Origin of the sequence: Streptomyces sp. Mut1 (genome assembly GCF_030719295.1) — a bacterium.
GTDB classification, from domain to species: Bacteria; Actinomycetota; Actinomycetes; order Streptomycetales; family Streptomycetaceae; genus Streptomyces; species Streptomyces castrisilvae.
In genome coordinates this window covers 6,661,059-6,679,198 of sequence record NZ_CP120997.1, presented here as the reverse complement: position 1 = coordinate 6,679,198, position 18,140 = coordinate 6,661,059, and the positions used below count along the sequence as shown (strand labels likewise).

Genomic DNA, 18,140 nt, shown 5'->3' with positions numbered 1-18,140 from the left:
TGCCCGCGCCCCCGGACACCGGCAAGGGCGGGGACGGAATGACCCGTCCCCGCCCTGGTGAGCGGTGGTCACGCGCCGGAGCACACCACGATCTTGCCCGCGGCCTCCTGGGCGGCCAGGCGCTGGAAGCCCGCCGGCACGATGTCCTCCAGGCCGATGACCGCGTCCACGGCCTCATGCGCGATGGCCGGGTGTTCCCCGAGCAGCGCGAGTGCGTCGGGGAGGTCCTGGTCGCAGATGTGAACCTTGGACGTGGAGATCCGGATCTCGTCCAGCACCAGGCGGGTCAGGTCCAGCGGCGAGGGGTCGCGGTGCAGGCCGACCAGCCGGATGTGCCCGCCGCGGCTCACCGCCCGCATGGCGGCTTCGAGCCCCTGCGGCGTGCCCGACGTCTCGACCACGACGTCGGCGCCCCGGCCCTCCGTCGCACGGCGGATCGCGGCGGCGGCGTCCTCGTCGGACGCGTCGATCAGGTGCGAGGCCCCCAACCGCCCGGCGACCTCCAGCCGGCCGGCCGAGACGTCGACCCCGATGGTGTCCACACCCCGTGCGGTGCAGGCGGCGACGACCAGCGAGCCGATCCCGCCGAGGCCGATGACCGCCAGGCTCGTACCGGGTCCGGCCCCGGTCCCCCGGGCCGCGTGCAGGGCGACCGCCAGCGGCTGCGCCATGATGGCGACGTCCGCCGGGCAGTCACCGACGGACCGGCTGATCCGGGCCGGGACGTTCACGCGCTCGGCGAGGCCGCCGTCCACGTGCAGCCCCACGGTGTAGTAGCCGTCGCAGAGGTTGGTCCGGCCGGCGAGGCACAGCCGGCAGTTCCCGCAGGAGACCCCGGAGCCCGGCACCACGAGGTCCCCGGTCCGGAAGCCGGAGACCTCGGCCCCCACCGCCGCCACCCGCCCGACCATCTCGTGCCCGAGGGCCAGCGGGCCGATATGGCCGCTGGCCGGGTGGGGCGCCTTCATGGGGACGAGGTGGGGGCCCGATACGTACTCGTCCACGTCCGTGCCGCAGATGCTGGCCCGTACGATCTCCAGCTGGATCTCGTGAGCTTCCGGGGGCGCCGGGTCACGCCACTGCTGGACCCGGATGTCTTTTTGCCCGTGGTAAACGGCAGCGAGCATGGGCAGCCTTCTCCTGGTTTCGTGGTGGTGTCACGCGAGGCCGAGTGCGTGGAGCATCGGCCGGAGCTTCGCGCAGGTCTCCAGGTACTCCTCCTCCGGGTCGGAGTCGGCGACGATGCCGCAACCCGCGTACAGCGAGGCGACGTTGCCGTGGATCAGTGCCGAGCGGATGGCCACGGCGAATTCGCCCTGGCCCGAGGTGTCGCTCCAGCCGACGCCGCCCGCGTACCAGCCGCGGTCCAGTCCCTCGTTCTTCGCGAGCCAGTCGAGGGAGGCGGCCCGCGGGTGTCCGCCGAGCGCGGGTGTGGGGTGCAGCCGCTCGGCGAACTCCAGTATCCCGGGGGCGTCCTCGGCCAGCTTGCCCTGGACCGGGGTCGACAGGTGCTGGACGTTGGCCAGCTTGAGGACCGTGGGTGACGGCGCCACCGTGAGGTCCGCGCAGTCCGTCGTGAGCGCCTCCCGGAGCATCCGCACCACGACGTCGTGCTCGTGCAGGATCTTCGCGCTGCCGGTGAGGTCCCGCTCGTACGCGGCGTCCTCCTCCGGCGTGGCACCGCGCGGTGTGGTCCCGGCCAGGCCGAGTGTGTGGACGGTGCCGCCGGTCAGGCGTACCAGGTACTCGGGGGTGGCGCCGACGAACTCGAAGCCGCTGTCGCGCACGGCGAACAGGGTGGCCTCCGGGTAGGCCCGGCCGAGCCGGTCCACCGCCGCGGGCACGTCGAAGCTCCGGTCGGCGACGTACCGCACCTCGCGGGCGAGCACCACCTTCTCGAAGGCGCCTTCGCGCATCCGGCGCACCGCCCGGCCCACCAGGCTCTTCCAGTCGTCGGCGGGCGGCAGTTCGGCCGACTCGCGCGGGAGGGGCGGGGTCACGGGCCCGTCCGGTGCGGCCGGCATCGGCGACAGGCACCGCTCGGCCAGGTCCAGCAGGTCCCGCGAGACCCGCACCGGGTCGCTGTCGCGGTCCACGACGGCGTTGAGCCGCAGTTCTCCCAGGGGCGCGCCCCGGCCGGTGGCGGCGGCGGTTCCGCGTATCTGGACGGACGGAACCCACATCAGGGCGTCGGGGAACGGGGGCCGCGAGGTGCCGGCCGCCGGGGCGAAAGCCACTCCGCCGACCAGCAACGGCCCCTGTCCGGTGGGGAGTTCGGCGGTGGGCCCGCCGCCCGTCACCGCGCCGTCGGCCAGCTCGGCCCAGGCGGCGCGTACGGCCCCGATGCGGTCCTCACCGTCCGCGGAGAGGTCGTGGGCGGTGCCCGCGGCGACGAGGAAGGTACTGTCCCAGGCCGACCGCCAGAGCATCGCGCGGTCCGCCACGCGCCGGGAGCGGCGCCACACGTCGAGCGCGTCGGTGTACGGGACCGGCATCGCCCAGCTGGTCAGCACGGGACGCCCGCGCAGCCGGGCGGCGTCGACGGCCCGCCGGCAGACGCCGAGCAGGTCCTGGCTGGAGGCGAGGTCGAGGGCCGATCTGTCCGCTTCGGGAAGGGCCGCGAGATACAGCAGGGAGGCGTCGGTCGCCATCTCAGTACACCCCTTCCACGACGGGCGCCGCACCGGCCGTGGGGAGCGGCCGTACGTCGGCGACGCCGTCCTGCGGGTAGGCCCCGTTCGGCCGGATCCGCAGCGCGTAGTCGCGCTCCAGGGTCCAGGGCAGGAACAGGTCACGGGAGAGCAGGCTGATCCGCGCCTGCCCGCGTTCGCCGTAGGCGACCTCGGTGGTGGGGGCCTCGGGGTCCACGAGCCGCACCCGGCTGTAGGGCTCGTACGGGATGAAGACGCACTGTTCGTCCCCGTCCTCGGGGGTGCGGGGGCGCTGCGGGGCGATGCCCATCATGGTGTTCCCGTACAGGCCGACGACGGCCGCGTCCGGGAACAGCTCGTCCTCCAGAGTGCGCAGGGTCTCCGGGCCGATGCTGGTGCCGGCCCAGATGATGCCCCGGACGCGCTGCTGCACCAGGTCCAGGAGGTCGTCCCGGGCGGCGATGGCCTCCAGGACCGGAGGGGTGGCGAAGAGCACGGACACCGGCTGGGTGGTCAGGATGTCGCGGGCCTGTTCCAGTACGTGTCCGACGTAGCGGACGACGTCGTCCGTCCGGCCCTCCTTGGCCGCCCGCTTGACCCAGCGGGGGTCGAAGTCGATGTAGTGGCAGAAGGTCTGGCGCTTGTGGGCGAGCAGTCCGATGGACCGGCCCACGATGTGCGGTCCGGTCGGGCCGATGTGCAGCCAGTGGCCGCCGCCCTCGCCCGGGACGCCGTGGTCGTCCAGTACCTCGCTGACCCAGTCGACGCCCTGGCGCCGGGAGCGGGATTCGACGATGCGCTTGGGGCGTCCCGTGGTGCCCCCGGAGTCGAAGACCTGGAAGTCCTCGGCACCGCGGTCGATGCCGGACGGTACGAGTTCGTCGACGGAGACGTCCCGCCACTCCTCGCTCACATCGGGGAAGAGGTCCAGGTCCTCCCAGGTGCTGATGTCCTTCCGTGGGTCGAAGGGGAGCTGTGCGGCCCGCTTGACCCAGAACGGTGAGCCGGTGGCCGGGTTGAAGTGCCACTCCATGGCGGCCCGGACGAAGTCCTGTGCCGGTAGGCCGCTGCGGAAGAGGTCGGTCGCTTCGCTGGACATGGTGATGCGCCTCCGGCGGGTGTCAGACCTGGGCGAGGGAGCGGGAACGGGGCCGTGCGAGGGTGCGTCCGACCGCCTCCACCACCGGCCGCAGGCGGTCCATCAGTTCGGTGAACTGGGGCGCGTCCAGGGCCTGGGCCCCGTCGCACAGGGCCCCGCGCGCGTTGGTGTGGACGTCGATCAGCAGGCCGTCGGCGCCGCAGGCGGCGGCGGCGAGGGACATGGGCCCGACGAGGTGGGGCTGACCGGTGCTGTGGCTCGGGTCGACGATGACCGGCAGGTGGGTGAGCCGTTTCGCCTCGGCCACGGCGCTGAGGTCCAGGGTGAAGCGGGTGCTGCGTTCGAAGGAGCGGATGCCGCGCTCGCACAGCACCACGTCGCCGTTGCCCATCTGCATCAGGTACTCGGCGGCGAGCAGCCACTCCTCGATCGTGGCGGCCATGCCGCGCTTGAGGAGCACCGGGCGCCCGGACGCGCCGGCCTCGCGGAGCAGGGCGAAGTTCTGCATGTTGCGGGTGCCGATCTGGAGCATGTCGCTCTCCTCGGCGACGCGTTCCACGTCCGCGGGGGCGACGACCTCGGTGACCACCGGCAGCCCGGTCCGCATGCGCTGCTCCGCCAGCAGGGCCAGTCCCGAGACGCCGAGCCCCTGGAAGCTGTAGGGGGAGGTCCGGGGCTTGAAGGCGCCGCCGCGGAGCATGCCCGCACCGGCCTCGGCCACGACATCCACCACAGTTGACATCTGCTGCGGGGTTTCCACGGCGCAGGGGCCGGCGATGACCAGGAATCCGGGGCCGCCGAGCGTGGAGCCGTCCGGCCCGCCGGCCGTCACCCGGGTGTCCTCCGGGTGGTAGGTGCGGCTGGTGAGGCGCTGGGCTCCGGGCACGACCACCACGCGCTCCACGCCGGCCGACCGCTCGACGGAAGCGGAGAGTTCGGGCGATCCGGTGCCTTCGGATACCAGGAGCGTGGCGCCGGCGGCCTTCGCGGGAACGGGTGTCAGCCCGTTCTCCCTGAGTAGGGCGCTCGCGAGCTCTGTCTGCTCGTGAGTCGCCTGCGGGCTCATTACGACGATCATGAGTGCCTTCCCTGGGGCAGTGGTGCGCGGGGGCTCTGTCGATCGGGCCGATCCTCTCCGCGCACTCCATGATTGTCAATAAGGGTTGTCAACTCAGATTAATGATGCTCCAATCGCTCTGCCCGGTGCGAAACGCGCCGAGCGGGAACCGAGCGATCGACCCGAGACCGTGGAGGCGTGCCGTGAAGATGACCGACATCAGCCAGGGGTGGTACGAGGGAATGCCCGCGTACGACGCGGCGTGGTACCCGAAGTTCTCCGTCCGCCGGGCCATGACCCCCGAGACCGACCCGGCCGCGGGCGGGCGCACCTTCTCCGACCTGAAGATCTTTCCGCACAACGGCTCGCACGTGGAGTCCGGTTACCACTTCTTCGAGGACCGCGAGAAGATCGGCGAAGTGCCGCTGGAAACGTTCGTCGGCCGGGTCTGTGTCGCCGACCTCTCGTACAAGCGCGACCTCGACCCGGTCACCGGCGAGGACCTGGAGAAGGCGCTGCACGGCGTGTGGCAGCGCGGCGACCGGCTGCTGATCCGCACCGATCACCCCAACCGCTACCTCGGCCGCGAGGACTACTGGGACAAGCCGCCCTACCTCACCGTCTCGGGCGCGGACTGGGCGATCGACAACGGCGCCGTCCTGGTCGGGATGGACTGCATCACCGAGCGCCCCGACGACCGCAGCGGCCAGGTCCACCGCCGCCTGCTCGGCGCCGGAATCCCGATCCTGGAGAACATCCAGAACCTCGACCAGCTCGAAGGCCCGGTCGGCCACCTCGTCGCCCTCCCGCTGAAGATCGAGGGCGTCGAGGCGTCTCCGGTGCGGGCGGTGGTCTTCGAGGGCTGGCCGGCCTGACCCCGGACCCCGGAACGCACGACGTCCACCGGAGGAGACGACCACCAGTGCAGTCAATTCCCCTGATCCGCCAAGGAGAAGAGAGTCCGTCCCGGGAAACGCGTGCCCTGCGGGCCGTGACGGGTGCGCCGCTCGCCACCGTCCACGAAGCGCCCGCGCTCCTGACCCGGCTGACCGTCAAGCGCATGCGGGCGACCGCCGGCACCCCGTCGGCGCGGGAGTCGGCGGCCGTACTGGCCGAAGCGGGGCGCCGGTTCGCCAAGGACACCCTCGCCGGGCTCGGCCCCGAGGAGTACGCCGAGGCCCAGGCGCTCGCCTCCGGCGTCCCCGTACGGGCCGCCCGGCGCACGCTGGCCCGCCTGGAGCAGGACGCGGCCGTCCTCGGGGACGTGGTGGCGCGCCAACGCCCCGCGGACGCCGGGGATTCGGGCCGGTCCCGCTGGTCGCGGCGCGGGCGGGTGCTCGGTGTCGTGGCCCCCAGCAACCACCCGGGCACCCACATCGCCTGGCTCCAGGCCCTGGCCCTGGGCTACAGCGTCGCGGTGCGGCCGGGGGCGCGCGACCCCTTCACCCCGCAGCGGCTGGTGCACGCCCTGCTGGACGCGGGGCTCGAACCCGGCCGGATCAGTCTGCTGGCGGGCCCCCACGCGGCGGCCGACTCGCTGACCGAAGCGGCCGATCTCGGGCTCGTCTACGGCGGCGAGAGCACCGTGGCCCGGCTGCGGGGCAACGACCGGGTGCTGGTCCGCGGTCCGGGCCGCAGCAAGATCCTGGTCGACGGCCCGGTGGACGACGCCCTCCTGGACCACCTGGTAGCGGAGACCGCCGGCGACGGCGGCGTCCGCTGCACCAACACCACCGCCGTCCTCACCTCGGGCGACCACCGGGCCCTGGCCGAGGCCCTGGCCGGACGGCTGGCCGCCCTCCCCGTACTGCCCGTCACCCACGCCGACGCCGCGCTCCCGGTACGCCCGGCCGCCGAGGCCCACGCGCTGCGGGCGGCCGTCGCGAAGGCGGCCGGGGGTGCGCCGGATCTGGCGCGGCGGCACTACGGGGCGGAGACCACACCGGTCGTGGACGGCGACGGCGCCGTACTGCGGCCCGCCGTGGTGGCGGTGGACCGGCCGGACCACCCGGCCCTGGCCGCGGAATTCCCGTTCCCGTGCGTCTGGGTCGCGCCCTGGCGGCCGGGCGACGGCATCGCGCCGCTCGCCGGGTCCCTGGCCCTGACGCTGCTCACCGAGGACGCCCGGCTGGTGGACGCCGCCCTGGGCGACCCCACGATCCGGACGGTCGTCCACGGACGCGTCCCGGGCTGGTGGCAGGACCCCTACCTGCCGCACGACGGATACATCGGACAGTTCCTCAACGAAGTGCGCGGCTACGCCGTGCCCGTAGACGGAGAGCAGGAATGACCCTTCAGGGAAAACGTGTGCTGATCACCGGGGCATCCGGTGACCTCGGCCGCGCGATGGCCCACCGGTTCTTCGATCTGGGCGCCGACCTGGCCCTTCAGTACCGCACCGGTTCCGCGGCCGTCGAGCCGCTGGTCCTCGCGGGCAAGGAGGCCGGACGCGAGGTCTTCACGGTCGCGGCCGACCTCACCCTCCCGGACGGCGCGGAGCGTCTCGCCGATGCCGTGGGCAGTCGCTGGGAGCACCTGGACGGCCTGGTGAACAACGCGGGGGGCGCCCGTCCCCAGGCGTTCGACGCGATCGCGCCGGACGAGTGGGAGCAGAGCCTCCGGCTCAACCTCACCGCGCCGTTCCGGCTGATCCAGCTGTTCCTGCCCGCGCTGAGGGCCCGTTCGGGCGCGGTGCTGAACATCTCCAGCGTCGCCGCGCTCACCGGCGGCGCGTTCGGGCCCGCCTACGCGGCGGGCAAGGCCGGGCTCATCGGCCTCACCCGCAGCGCCGCACGCGATCTCGGCCGCCACGGCGTCCGGGTCAACGCACTCGCCCCCGGGCCGGTCGACTCCGCGATGACGTCGTCCCTGCCCGCCCAGGCCCTCGACACCATCATCGGCACCACCGCGTTGCGGCGCCTGGTCGACCCCCGGGAGATCGCCGACACCGCCGCGTTCCTGCTGGCGTCCGGGACCGCCGTCACCGGACAGACGCTCGTCGTCGACGCCGGCCGCCACTTCGTCTGACCGGACCACCAACGATACGGAGACCGTGACATGTACGTACTGGGCATCAACCTGAGTCATGACCGTGCCGCCTGCCTGGTCAAGGACGGGCGCGTCGTCGTCGCAGTGGAGGAGGAGCGGCTGGACCGCTTCAAGCACTCCGAGGGGTTCATCATCCACGGTCACTTCGAGAAGCTCTCGAAGGTCCTCCCGATGAAGTCCATCACCTACTGCCTGGACGCCGAGGGCATCGGCATCGACGACGTCGACATCGTCGTCGGCAACCGCCCGCTGAGCGACGGCGCCGAGGACCGCATCCTGCGCGAGCTGCCCATCCGGGACAAGAGCAAGATCCACAGCCTGCCGATGCCGTCGCACCACCTGAGCCACGCCTACGCCGGCTACCTGGCCTCGCCCTTCGAGGACGCCGCCGTGCTCGTCATCGACGGGGTCGGCAGCAAGGTGCCCGGCACCGGCCGGATCGAGAAGCACACCATCTTCGACGGCGAGGGCACCGGCCTGCGCGCCGTGCACGCCGAGACCTTCCCGGAGGACTGGAGCGAGGTCGGGCTCGGCCTCTTCTACAGCTTCTTCTCCGCCCGGCTCGGCTTCGTCACCCGCTGGGGCCACCCCACGTTCGGCGACTTCGGCTGCGGCGGCTACACCGAGGCCGGCAAGACCATGGGCCTGGCCCCCTACGGCCGGCCGCGCCCCGACTGGGCCCCGCTGCTCACCGTCAAGGGCGGCAACGTCTCCGCGCGGGTCGAGGACCTGGAGCGGGCCTGGGAGAGCTGGCTCGCCTCCGACGGCAACGGCTACGACGCCTCCGCTAAGGACTCCTGGGACTCGCAGTTCGCCAAGGACGTGGCGTACAAGATCCAGCAGGAGACCGAGGAGGCGGTGCTCCAACTGGCCAGGTACGCGCACGAGGTGACCGGCCGCAGCAAGCTCTGCATCACCGGCGGCGTCGCCCTCAACTCCGTCGCCAACCAGCGTATCTCCGCCGAGGGCCCCTTCGACGAGGTCTACATCCTCCCGCCGGCCGGTGACGCGGGCAACGCCATCGGCGCCGCCTACTACGGGTACTACGCGATCGGCGGCGGCACCGAGCGGCACGCGCTGCGCTCCGGCTCCACCGGCCGCTCCTACTCGGCCGAGGAGATCGAGCAGGCGGTACGGGAGCAGGGCGACCGCCTCGAATCGCGGACGGCGACCGTCGCCGAGGTCGCGGAACTGCTGGCCGGGCACCGGCTGATCGGCTGGTTCCAGGGCGGCTCCGAGATCGGGCCCCGGGCGCTCGGCCACCGCAGCATGCTCGCCGACCCCCGTCACCCGGACTCCCGCGACTACCTCAACCAGGTCGTCAAGCACCGCGAGGTCTTCCGCCCGTTCGCTCCCTCGGTGCTCCACGAGGAGGCGGCCGAGTGGTTCGACATGCGGGGCGACAGCCCGTTCATGCTGCTCGTCCCCGACGTCCTGGAGCAGCGCCGCGAGACGGTGCCGGCCATCACCCACGTGGACGGGACCGCGCGCGTCCAGACCGTGGAGGCCGATGTCAACGCCCGCTACCACGAGCTGATCTCCCGCTTCGGCGAGCTGACCGGGGTGCCGCTGGTGCTCAACACCTCGTACAACGACGCCGGGGAGCCCATCGTGGAGACGCCCCGGGACGCGGTGCGCACGTTCCTCAACACCGAGCTGGACCACCTCTACATCGGGGACCTCCTCCTGACGAAGCCCGGCCGCGAGCTGCCCGAGCGGCACCCGAGCAGGCGGCCGCTGGCATGACGGCGACGGCGCAGTTGCTCGGTGGTCTGCTGGCCGAGCTCCGTGAGGTGACCGACAGCGGCGACGCCCTGGACTCGGCCATCGTCGCCGCCGTCGAGGGAGCCCAGATGATCGCGGTCGCCGCGGAGGCGGTCAGGGAGGGTTCCGGCGAGGGCGCGCCGCTGGAGCTGGCACGGGAGGCCCTCGGTGCGATGAGGGCCTCCGTGGTGGCGGCCACGGTGTCCGTACGGACGCTGGAGGACCGCCGCCGGATGCAGGGGGTCGGCTCGCCATGAGCGGGCGGTGGCCCGCGCTGCTGCCCGCGGGCGGGGAGCAGTGGCCGGAGAACGACGAGCACCCCTTGGTCCTGGTCGTCTCGGTGGTGTGCGACGGGCGGGTCTCCCCCGTGTTCGTCGCACACCCCGAGCACGCCGGCGGGCGCGATCCGTTCCGCGGTTACGTGGTCGAGGCGTCCGACCCGCTGCTCGGCCGGCCGGACGTGTCCGGGCTCGTCCGCGCCATGCACGGCGGTACGGGGCCCGGCCGCGGGATCACCGCGACGGTCCTGCGGCTGAAGGGCGGGGAGCTCCAGGGCGTACGGATCGCACGGGTGCGGGAAGGGGCGCTCGTCCTGCGGGCCGGGCAGCTGGCCACGGGCACGGACCTGGACCGTGCCCGTGCGGTGCTCGCCGGTGGCGGCGTACCGGATCTCGCGCCGCGCCGGCGGTGCGCTGCCGGTGCCCGGCTCCTCTATCCGGCGCGGGACATCACGCCGGCGAGCGTCGAGTTCGACGTCCCGGCCCTGCCCGCGGGTGTCTGGGGGACGGAAATCCTCGCCCGCCCCGGCGAGCCGGCCCGTCCCCCCGCCGGGTCCGGGGCGGGCGACCCGCTGGCGCTCGGTCTCGCGGTCGGGGAGGACGCCGCCGCGTGCCGCCGCGCCCTCGATCCGCTGCCCGGGGCACTGCGTGTCCGCGCGCGCCGCTCCTGACCGGAGCACCAGAGTGTCAACAACCTCACGGGTCTCAACAACAACGGAGGAAACCATGTCCGAGTCCCGGACGCTGCTGCTCATCGCGTCGTCGGCCAATCCCGATCTGCTGTCCACCCCGCGCGCGCTGGGTCTGCGGGTCGTCCTCGCCAACGCCGTACCGCCGGCCGACGGCGGTCTCCACGACGTCCACCTGCCCGTGGACGAGTTCGACGAGGAGGCCGTACTCGCCGCGGTGCGTGGCCACTTGGCCGGCGGCGGCCGGATCGACGCCGTGGCCACGTTCCACGAGGGCTCGCTCCATGTCGCCGCCCGGGTCGCCGCCGAGCTGGGCCTGCCCGGCAACTCGCAGGAGGCCGTGCGGGCGATGCGGGACAAGTACGAGACGGGCCGCCGGCTGGACGAGGCGGGGGTGCCCACACCGGCCACCCGTGTGGTGCGGACGCGGGCCGAGGCCCTCGCGGTGGCCGGGGAGCTGTCCTACCCGCTGGTGCTCAAGCCGCAGGCCAGCGGCGCGAGTCAGGGGGTGACCAAGGTGGCCGACGAGGCGGAGCTGAAGGCCGCCTTCGACAACATCAGCGGGATCTACGGACGCGACTCGTTCTCCGAGGACGGGTACTCGGTGCCGAACGTGGCGCGGGTCTACGCCTATCCGGACGCCGAGGGGGTGCTGGTCCAGGAGTACGTGCGGGGCGACGAATTCGCACTGGACTTCGTCTACGGCGGTGGTGAGTACCGGCTGCTGGCCATCCACGACAAGCCCTACCCCTTCGCCGAGCCGCACTTCATCGAGGGCGCGTACGCCACGCCGTCCCAGCTGCCGGAGGTGGACCAGAAGGCGCTGATCACCACGGCCGTGGACGCGCTCAGGGCGCTGGGCGCGACGGTGGGGGGCGCGCATGTGGAGGTGCGGCTCACTCCGTCCGGCCCGAAGATCATCGAGGTCAACGGGCGGCTGGGCGGCACCAACGCCTTCGTCCAGGAGTCGATCCGGGAGTCCACCGGTGTGTGGGGGCCGCGGGAGTACCTGCGTGCCGTGCTGGGCGAGCCCGTGGACTTCACCGGCAAGGAGAACCCGACACCGGCCGGGTTCACCCCCGTGCTCGCCGACCGCACCGGGGAGCTGGCCGGCTTCGAGGGCGTCGCGGAGGCCGAGGCGCTGCCGGGGGTCGTGGCGCTGCGGTGGATGGCGGCCCCGGGCGACCACGTGGTGATCAAGTACCCGGAGAACCCCGTCTCCTGCTTCGTCCTCGTCCTCGCCCGCGGCGAGCGGCGCGAGGACGTCCTGTCGGCGCTGGAGTCGGCCGACCAACTGCTCAAGCCCGTCTACGTCAACTGATCGCAGGGACAGGGACACAGTCATGTCGAGTCCGACGAAGAACAGGCCCGCCACCGCAGCCGACGCCCCGCCGTCCCGGCGGCCGGGCGGGCTGGGCACCAGGCATCTGACCATGATCGGCCTCGGCGGAGCGATCGGCGCCGGCCTGTTCGTGGGGTCCGGCGCGGGGATCGCCCTCGCCGGGCCGGGTGTGCTCATCAGCTTCCTGGCCGCCGGGCTGCTGGCGGTCCTGGTGATGCGCATGATGGGCGAGATGTCCGTCGCCCTGCCCGCCTCGGGGTCGTTCTCGGCCCATGCCGAGCGGGCGCTCGGAAGCTGGGCCGGTTTCACGGTGGGCTGGCTCTACTGGGCCCTGATCTCGGTGGTGCTGGCCATCGAGGCGACCGGCGCCGCGGTCATCGTCCACGGGTGGGTGCCCGGGGTGGCGACGTGGGTCTGGGTGCTCGTCTTCATGGCCGGACTGACCGTCAGCAACCTGGCGGCCGTCCGAATGTTCGGGGAGTTCGAGTTCTGGTTCGCGGTCCTGAAGGTGGTGGCGATCGTCGCCTTCCTCGTCCTGGGCGCGCTCGCGGTGGCCGGGGCGCTCCCGGGCGAGGGTGCGATCGGCCTGGACAACCTGACCGCGCACGGCGGCTTCCTGCCCAGGGGCTGGGACGGTGTCCTGTCGGGGCTGCTGGCCGTGGTCTTCGCCTTCGGCGGGATGGAGATCGTCACGCTGGCCGCGGCCGAGTCCGAGGACCCGGCGCGCGGGCTGAGCAGCGCGATGCGCAGCGTGGTGTGGCGGCTGCTGGTCTTCTACGTGGGATCGGTCGCGGTGATCGTCCTGGTGCTGCCGTGGAACGACAGCAAGGTCGGGGCGAGTCCGTTCGTCGCGGTCCTGGAGCACATCGGGCTGCCGGCGGCCGCCCAGGTGATGAACGTCGTCCTGCTCGCGGCGCTGCTGTCCGCCCTCAACGCCAACCTCTACGCGGCCTCCCGCATGGTGTACTCGCTGGCGGAACGGGGCGAGGCCCCGAAGGCGTTGCGCGCCCGCTCGGCGTCCGGGGTGCCCCGCCGGGCCGTGCTGGTGTCGGTCACGTTCGGCTTCGTGTCGGTCCTGCTGAACATCTGGTGGCCCGACAGCGTGTTCCTGTGGATGCTGAACGCGGTCGGTGCGATAGCCCTGGTCGTCTGGATCGCGGTCGCGGTGTCGCAGCTGCGGCTGCGCGCCCAGCTGGAACGCGAGGCACCGGAGCGGCTGAAGCTGCGGATGTGGGGCTTTCCCGGGCTGACGATCCTCTCGCTGGTCGCGATGGGCGCCGTCCTGGTGCTGCTGGTCGTCGACGACGCCTCCCGGCCCCAGGTGATCGGGACCGGGGTGCTGACCGCGGTGGTGCTCGCCATCGGCGTACTGAGGCAGCGGCGACGGGGATGAGGCGACGGGCGGCCGGGCCTCACCCCTCCGGGGCCCGGTCGGCGCCGTCCTTCTCGGCGCCGTTCTCGTCGGTGCCGTCCCGGCCGGTGCCCTCCTCGTCGGAGAGCTCCCGCAGGGTCTCCTCCAGCCAGGTGCGCTCGGTCTGCCGTGCGGCCCTGGCCATGATCAGCATGCCCTTGCGGAAGCGGTCGTCCACGTCCTTGATCCGTGCGGGGGCCCCGGAGTGACTGAAGAAGCTGGCCGGCTCGGAGAGGAAGTCCAGCCGCCGTTGCAGCACGGCCCGCTGCCGCTCGCGGTCGGGCAGCCGGCTGAGAAAGGCCAGCAGGGTGAAGAACGAGCCGCCGTCGGTGATCTCGGTGCTCCGGGGATCGGAGAGCCTGCGCAGCAGCTCCGCCCTGCCGCTCCCGGTGATGTGGAGGACCTGGCGCACCGGCGCCCCGCTGCCGGGTTCGGCCTGCCGCTCCAGATGTCCGGCCTGCCTGAGCCGGTTGAGCGCGGGGTAGAGCGCGCCGTCGCTCACCGGCCGGTTGTGCCCGATCAGGTCGGACAGGTGTTGCCGGAGTTCGTAGGCGTGCATGGGCCGTTCGGCCAGGAACCCGAGGATGGAAAGTGTCAGCACGGCCCTCCTGTCAGCGTCTGTTTCCAGACTATCTCTTCTCGACCCACTCTATTAGAGGTAGTATCTCGGCACGGAACGATGGCCGGCCCCCGCGGAAGGCGAGGTGGACATGCGCGCGATGAGACTGGAGCGTCCGGGCGGGCCGGAGGCCCTGCGCCTGCGTGACGTCCCGACGCCCGAGGCCCGCGAGGGCTGGACCCTCGTCCGCGTGCGGGCCTTCGGGCTGAACCGCTCCGAGCTCTTCACCCGCCGCGGAGCCTCCCCGGATGTCCGGCTCCCGCGGATCCCGGGCATCGAGTGCGTGGGCACCGTCGAGCGCTCGACGGACCCCCGGCTGCCGGCCGGCACGGTGGTGGCCGCCGCCATGGGCGGCATGGGCAGGCGGTTCGACGGCAGCTACGCCGAGTTCGCCCTGCTCCCCACGGCCCAGCTGATCCCCGTGAGGACCGAGCTGCCCTGGACCACCCTGGCGGCGCTCCCGGAGTCCTGGCTGACCGCGTGGGGCACCCTCGACACGCTGGATCTGCGGCCGGGACACCGCCTCGTGATCCGTGCCGCCACCTCCTCCGTGGGGATGGCGGCGCTCGCCCTGGCGGCGGGCGGCGGGGTGGAGACCGCCGCCACCACCCGCGACCCCGGCAAACGGGCACTCCTGCGGGAGCACGGGGCCGACCACGTACTCCTCGACACCGGGAACGGCATCGGTGACGCCGTCCGCTCCGTATGGAGCGACGGCGCGGACCGGATCGTCGACCTCGTCGGAGGCACCGCCGTGCTCGACTCACTGAAGGCACTGGCCCCCCGGGGCCGTGTGTGCAACACGGGCATCCTCTCGGACACCTGGACCATCCCCGGGTTCGAGCCGCTGGAGGACATCCCCTCCGGCGCCACGCTGACCACCTACTCCAGCAGCGAGATCAACCACGGCGACCGGGCGCGCGACGCGCTCGACGACATCGTCCGCCGGGTCGAGTCGGGCGCCTGCCGGGTCGGGATCGACCGGGTCTTCGCGCTGGAGGAACTCGTGGCGGCACACCGTCACATGGAAGCCAACCGCGCCACGGGAAAGGTTGTGGCCGTTGTCCACCACACCTGACATCCGGACCGCCTCCGCGCGGTCGGCCGTCCTCTCCCCCGCCGCGACCCGCTGGTCGCTGCTGGGCCTCGGCATCCCCGTCTACCTCGAACTGCTCTCGGGTGTGGTGGCCGGAGTCATCGACACGATCTGGGTGTCCCGGCTCGGTGAGGCCGCCGTGGGCGCGGTGGCCGTCGCCACGACCCTGGAGAACGTGCTCCTCGGCGTCATCCTGATGGCCAACGTCGGGGCGACCGTGATGATCGCCGACGCGATCGGGGCGAAGCGGCGCGCCGAGGTGCCCGTGATCATGGGCGCGGTGCGGGTGCTGTGGCTCGTCATCACCCCCGTCGTCGCCGTGGGCGGCTTCCTCCTGCGTGAGCCCATCGCGCGCCTGCTCGTCGGCGGCGAGGGCGACGTCCTCCGGCTCACCGTGCAGTTCTTCGCCATCTCGTTCCCCGGGATCGCCGTCTTCTTCGCGCAGAACGTCGTGGACGGCGTCTTCAAGGGCACCGGCGACACCAGAACCCCCATGCGGACGGCGATCCTGGCCAACGCCCTCATCCTCGTCCTCGACCCCCTGCTGATCTACGGCGTCGGGCCACTGCCGCACCTGGGCGTGCGGGGTGCCGCGCTCGGCATGCTCCTGGGCCGCGCCATCGCCCTGTGCGTCAGCCTGACGATCCTGCGGCGCAGGCGGCTCGCGGACGCCGGCGACGCGGAACCGACGGACCTCCGGCTGTGGGGCGCGCTGCGCCGGCTGCTGAACATCGGTCTGCCGGCCTCCGGGGACTTCGTCCTGCGCATGGGGATCAGCATGACCCTGGTCGGCATCGTGGCCCGGTTCGGCGAGGACCCGCTGGCGGCGTACGGCATCGGGTTCAAGGTGCTGTTCTTCGTCACCATGGCCTTCTACGCCGTGCGCCAGGCGGGCAGCATCCTCACCGCGCGCACCCGGGGGGCGGGCGAGTCCGCCGAATCCATGATCGGGCGGCAGAGCGCCGTGCTCGCCACCCTCGTCGGTGCCGGGGCGGGGTTCCTGCTCGCTCTCGGTGGACGTTTCCTCATGGGTCTCTTCAGTGACGCTCCAGGAGTCGTGGACTCCGGTGGAGTTCTTTTCTGGTATCTGTTCCCCTATCTGCTGCTCCTGGCCGGGGTGGTGGGCCTCGGCGGAGTCTTCACAGGCGGGGGGCGCGCACAGGCGCTGTTCTGGGTCACTCTCCTGGGAGCGGTGGTGCAGATCCCACTCGCCTTCGCTCTGAGCTCGTGGTCCGTGCTCGGTGTGGAGGGCGTCTGGCTGTCGATGATCGTCGGAACCGGGGCGCAGTACGCTATGTCCTATGCGCTGTTCCGGCGGTACTTCGCCGAGAATGGTTGAATCTTGACCGGCCTGATCTATGGGCAGGGATCTACCGGTCTGGTAAGAGTTGACAACTGAGAAAGATCTCATGGGGAGGGAGGCTGGCCGATCATGAGCGATGAGCCCGAGCAGAACGCGGGAGAGCAAGGGGGGCGCCTTGCCGAGAAACTGGAGCGCCTGCTGCGCATGACGGCGCCCGCGGGCCAGAAGGCCCCCTCCAACGAGGAGGTGGCGACGGCGATCAACATCGCCGCCGGCGAGAAGACGATCAGCGCGACCTATGTCTGGCAGCTGCGCACGGGCCGCAAGACGAACCCGACGATGCGTCATCTCGAAGCCCTCGCCCACTACTGCGGAGTGAACGCCGCCTACTTCCTCAGCGACGAGGAGTCGGCGAAGGTGGACGAGCAGCTCGCCCTGCTCGACGCCCTCAAGGACTCCGACGCGCAGAACATCGCGCTGCGCTCGACCGGGCTCTCCGAGTCCAGCCGGCAGGCGGTGTCCAACATGATCGACCAGTTGCGCAAGCTCGAAGGACTGGTCGACACCGACGCTCCGCGGGATCAGCCGGAGAAGCCGCGCCGCCCCTGAGCCCTCGGGCGCTGTGCGCTGCCGAGCAGACGGTAGGCCCTGGAGACCCGGGTGAGCTGGTGTATCTCCTGCGGCAGGCTGATGTCGGACGTGCGGCGGCTCGACTGCGACCCGTCGTGCGCCGTACGCCCGGCGGCCCCGGCCACCGCGGATCTGAGCACGGCGGCCTCGAACATCGCCTCGTGCTCCGACCGGCGGGCCTGTTCGAGCCGGTGGACGGCGATGGGATCGGCCAGGCCGGAGAGCAGCAGTTGCCCGTCCCGGATCTCGATCACCCGCCGGTACAGGCGGAATTCGAGATCGCGGGGCGGTATCCAGTCGAGCAGGCGGTGGCGGGTCGGCTCCAGCGTGACTTCGGGAGCCGCCTGGGTGACGGCGTGCCACAGGGGCGCGAGCCCGCGGTAGGCGCGGTAGTTCCTGAGCCAGGCCGGGCTGAGCCTGGGTCCCCAGGAGGGGATGGTCCAGCCGAGCACCTGGAGCAGGGTGCCCGTGTCGGCGATGAGCCAGAAGAGGAACTTCCAGGGCCCCGTGCTCACGAAGGGCGTGTGCACGGCGAGGATCTGCCAGTAGCGGACCGCGCAGTAGACCAGGATGAGCGCGGAGCCGCCGGCCACCAGGCGCATGCCGAGACGTAGCCAGAACTCCTGGATGGCTCGGGCGTAGCGGGCGGCGAACACGACGGACTGGTACCGCCCGACCGCGCAGATGGCCAGGTAGTAGGACATGTAGAGGGCGTAGTCCGCGTCCTGGATGTTCAGATACACGGTCTCCTGCGCCGACGCCACCTTGCCGGGGAGTACCGCCACGAACAGGGCGATGAGCACGGCGAGGGCGACGGCGAAGCCGGTCACCTGCCGTCTCGCCACCCGCTTCGCCTGCTCGGGCGGCAGGGTCAGGTGGACGACGGAGATCTGCTGGGCCGCGGTCAGGACGATCACCGACACCTGGACGATGATGATCGTGATGTTGGGGTAGTCGAAGAACTCGATGAGCGGTCCGCGGAATATCTCCAGGTCGACCCAGTAGGAGAGACCGTTGAAGAAGAAATAGGTGCACAGCGCGACCAGGGCGGCCCGTTGCGCGTTCTTGCGCAACGCGGGGGCTTTGTAGCAGAAGGCGATCAGGTTGCTGATGGCGCACGCCCAGGAGAGCCATTGGAACAGCAGGTCCATCG

Annotated in this window: 17 protein-coding genes; 11 read left to right on the top strand and 6 right to left on the bottom strand. The window is 72.1% G+C overall.

The window, feature by feature from the left end; translation table 11 throughout:
- Positions 1 to 68: 68 nt before the first annotated feature.
- Genes P8A18_RS29000 through aroF form a run of 4 tightly spaced genes read right to left on the bottom strand, consistent with a single transcriptional unit; the run spans position 69 to position 4,828 of the window.
- Entirely contained in the window at positions 69 to 1,127 is a 1,059-nt protein-coding gene (locus tag P8A18_RS29000; protein WP_306059252.1) for a zinc-binding dehydrogenase, read from the bottom strand.
- Between the two features lie 30 nt (positions 1,128 to 1,157).
- On the bottom strand, positions 1,158 to 2,651 hold the full coding sequence (locus tag P8A18_RS28995) for an isochorismate synthase (RefSeq protein ID WP_306059250.1): 1,494 nt from the start codon (positions 2,649 to 2,651) through the stop codon (positions 1,158 to 1,160).
- A 1-nt stretch (position 2,652) separates the two neighbouring features.
- Positions 2,653 to 3,750 (bottom strand): class I adenylate-forming enzyme family protein, encoded by a 1,098-nt coding sequence (locus P8A18_RS28990; protein ID WP_306059247.1) that lies wholly within the window; start codon positions 3,748 to 3,750, stop codon positions 2,653 to 2,655.
- A 22-nt stretch (positions 3,751 to 3,772) separates the two neighbouring features.
- A complete protein-coding gene (aroF, locus tag P8A18_RS28985) occupies positions 3,773 to 4,828 on the bottom strand; it encodes a 3-deoxy-7-phosphoheptulonate synthase (RefSeq protein WP_306059245.1) in 1,056 nt (351 codons plus the stop codon).
- A 188-nt stretch (positions 4,829 to 5,016) separates the two neighbouring features.
- On the opposite strand from aroF, the gene P8A18_RS28980 reads away from it, so the two are divergent.
- The 8 genes from P8A18_RS28980 to P8A18_RS28945 all read left to right on the top strand — a co-directional run bounded on the left by P8A18_RS28980 (position 5,017) and on the right by P8A18_RS28945 (position 13,321).
- Positions 5,017 to 5,682: a cyclase family protein gene (locus P8A18_RS28980; protein ID WP_306061205.1), complete on the top strand. Its 666-nt coding sequence runs from the start codon at positions 5,017 to 5,019 to the stop codon at positions 5,680 to 5,682.
- A 116-nt stretch (positions 5,683 to 5,798) separates the two neighbouring features.
- On the top strand, positions 5,799 to 7,097 hold the full coding sequence (locus tag P8A18_RS28975; protein WP_306059243.1) for an aldehyde dehydrogenase family protein: 1,299 nt from the start codon (positions 5,799 to 5,801) through the stop codon (positions 7,095 to 7,097).
- Positions 7,094 to 7,834, top strand: coding sequence for an SDR family NAD(P)-dependent oxidoreductase (locus tag P8A18_RS28970; protein ID WP_306059242.1), 741 nt, complete (start codon positions 7,094 to 7,096; stop codon positions 7,832 to 7,834). Before P8A18_RS28975 ends, P8A18_RS28970 begins: the two co-directional genes overlap by 4 nt.
- Before the next feature lie 30 nt (positions 7,835 to 7,864).
- Complete coding sequence (locus tag P8A18_RS28965) at positions 7,865 to 9,601, top strand: carbamoyltransferase family protein (protein WP_306059240.1); 1,737 nt, start codon at positions 7,865 to 7,867, stop codon at positions 9,599 to 9,601.
- Entirely contained in the window at positions 9,598 to 9,876 is a 279-nt protein-coding gene (locus P8A18_RS28960; RefSeq protein WP_018554392.1) for a hypothetical protein, read from the top strand. Before P8A18_RS28965 ends, P8A18_RS28960 begins: the two co-directional genes overlap by 4 nt.
- Positions 9,873 to 10,568 carry a hypothetical protein gene (locus P8A18_RS28955; RefSeq protein WP_306059237.1) on the top strand — a complete coding sequence of 232 codons (696 nt, stop codon included), beginning with the start codon at positions 9,873 to 9,875 and terminating at the stop codon, positions 10,566 to 10,568. The genes P8A18_RS28960 and P8A18_RS28955 overlap by 4 nt, the downstream gene beginning before the upstream one ends.
- 55 nt (positions 10,569 to 10,623) lie before the next feature.
- Positions 10,624 to 11,907 carry an ATP-grasp domain-containing protein gene (locus P8A18_RS28950; RefSeq protein ID WP_306059234.1) on the top strand — a complete coding sequence of 428 codons (1,284 nt, stop codon included), beginning with the start codon at positions 10,624 to 10,626 and terminating at the stop codon, positions 11,905 to 11,907.
- A 22-nt stretch (positions 11,908 to 11,929) separates the two neighbouring features.
- On the top strand, positions 11,930 to 13,321 hold the full coding sequence (locus tag P8A18_RS28945; protein WP_306059232.1) for an amino acid permease: 1,392 nt from the start codon (positions 11,930 to 11,932) through the stop codon (positions 13,319 to 13,321).
- A gap of 19 nt (positions 13,322 to 13,340) precedes the next feature.
- Here the strand turns inward: P8A18_RS28945 and P8A18_RS28940 are convergent, their stop codons facing one another.
- On the bottom strand, positions 13,341 to 13,940 hold the full coding sequence (locus P8A18_RS28940) for a PadR family transcriptional regulator (RefSeq protein WP_306059230.1): 600 nt from the start codon (positions 13,938 to 13,940) through the stop codon (positions 13,341 to 13,343).
- 109 nt (positions 13,941 to 14,049) lie between these two features.
- Between P8A18_RS28940 and P8A18_RS28935 the strand changes: the two genes are divergently transcribed.
- The 3 genes from P8A18_RS28935 to P8A18_RS28925 all read left to right on the top strand — a co-directional run bounded on the left by P8A18_RS28935 (position 14,050) and on the right by P8A18_RS28925 (position 16,966).
- Entirely contained in the window at positions 14,050 to 15,036 is a 987-nt protein-coding gene (locus tag P8A18_RS28935) for a zinc-binding dehydrogenase (RefSeq protein ID WP_306059228.1), read from the top strand.
- Positions 15,020 to 16,393, top strand: coding sequence for an MATE family efflux transporter (locus P8A18_RS28930; RefSeq protein ID WP_306059226.1), 1,374 nt, complete (start codon positions 15,020 to 15,022; stop codon positions 16,391 to 16,393). Before P8A18_RS28935 ends, P8A18_RS28930 begins: the two co-directional genes overlap by 17 nt.
- A 93-nt stretch (positions 16,394 to 16,486) precedes the next feature.
- Positions 16,487 to 16,966 (top strand): hypothetical protein, encoded by a 480-nt coding sequence (locus P8A18_RS28925; RefSeq protein WP_063831067.1) that lies wholly within the window; start codon positions 16,487 to 16,489, stop codon positions 16,964 to 16,966.
- Here P8A18_RS28925 and P8A18_RS28920 read toward each other — a convergent pair.
- Positions 16,939 to 18,138 carry an MAB_1171c family putative transporter gene (locus tag P8A18_RS28920; protein ID WP_306059223.1) on the bottom strand — a complete coding sequence of 400 codons (1,200 nt, stop codon included), beginning with the start codon at positions 18,136 to 18,138 and terminating at the stop codon, positions 16,939 to 16,941. The two genes, P8A18_RS28925 and P8A18_RS28920, sit on opposite strands and share 28 nt — an antisense overlap.
- Positions 18,139 to 18,140: the final 2 nt, after the last annotated feature.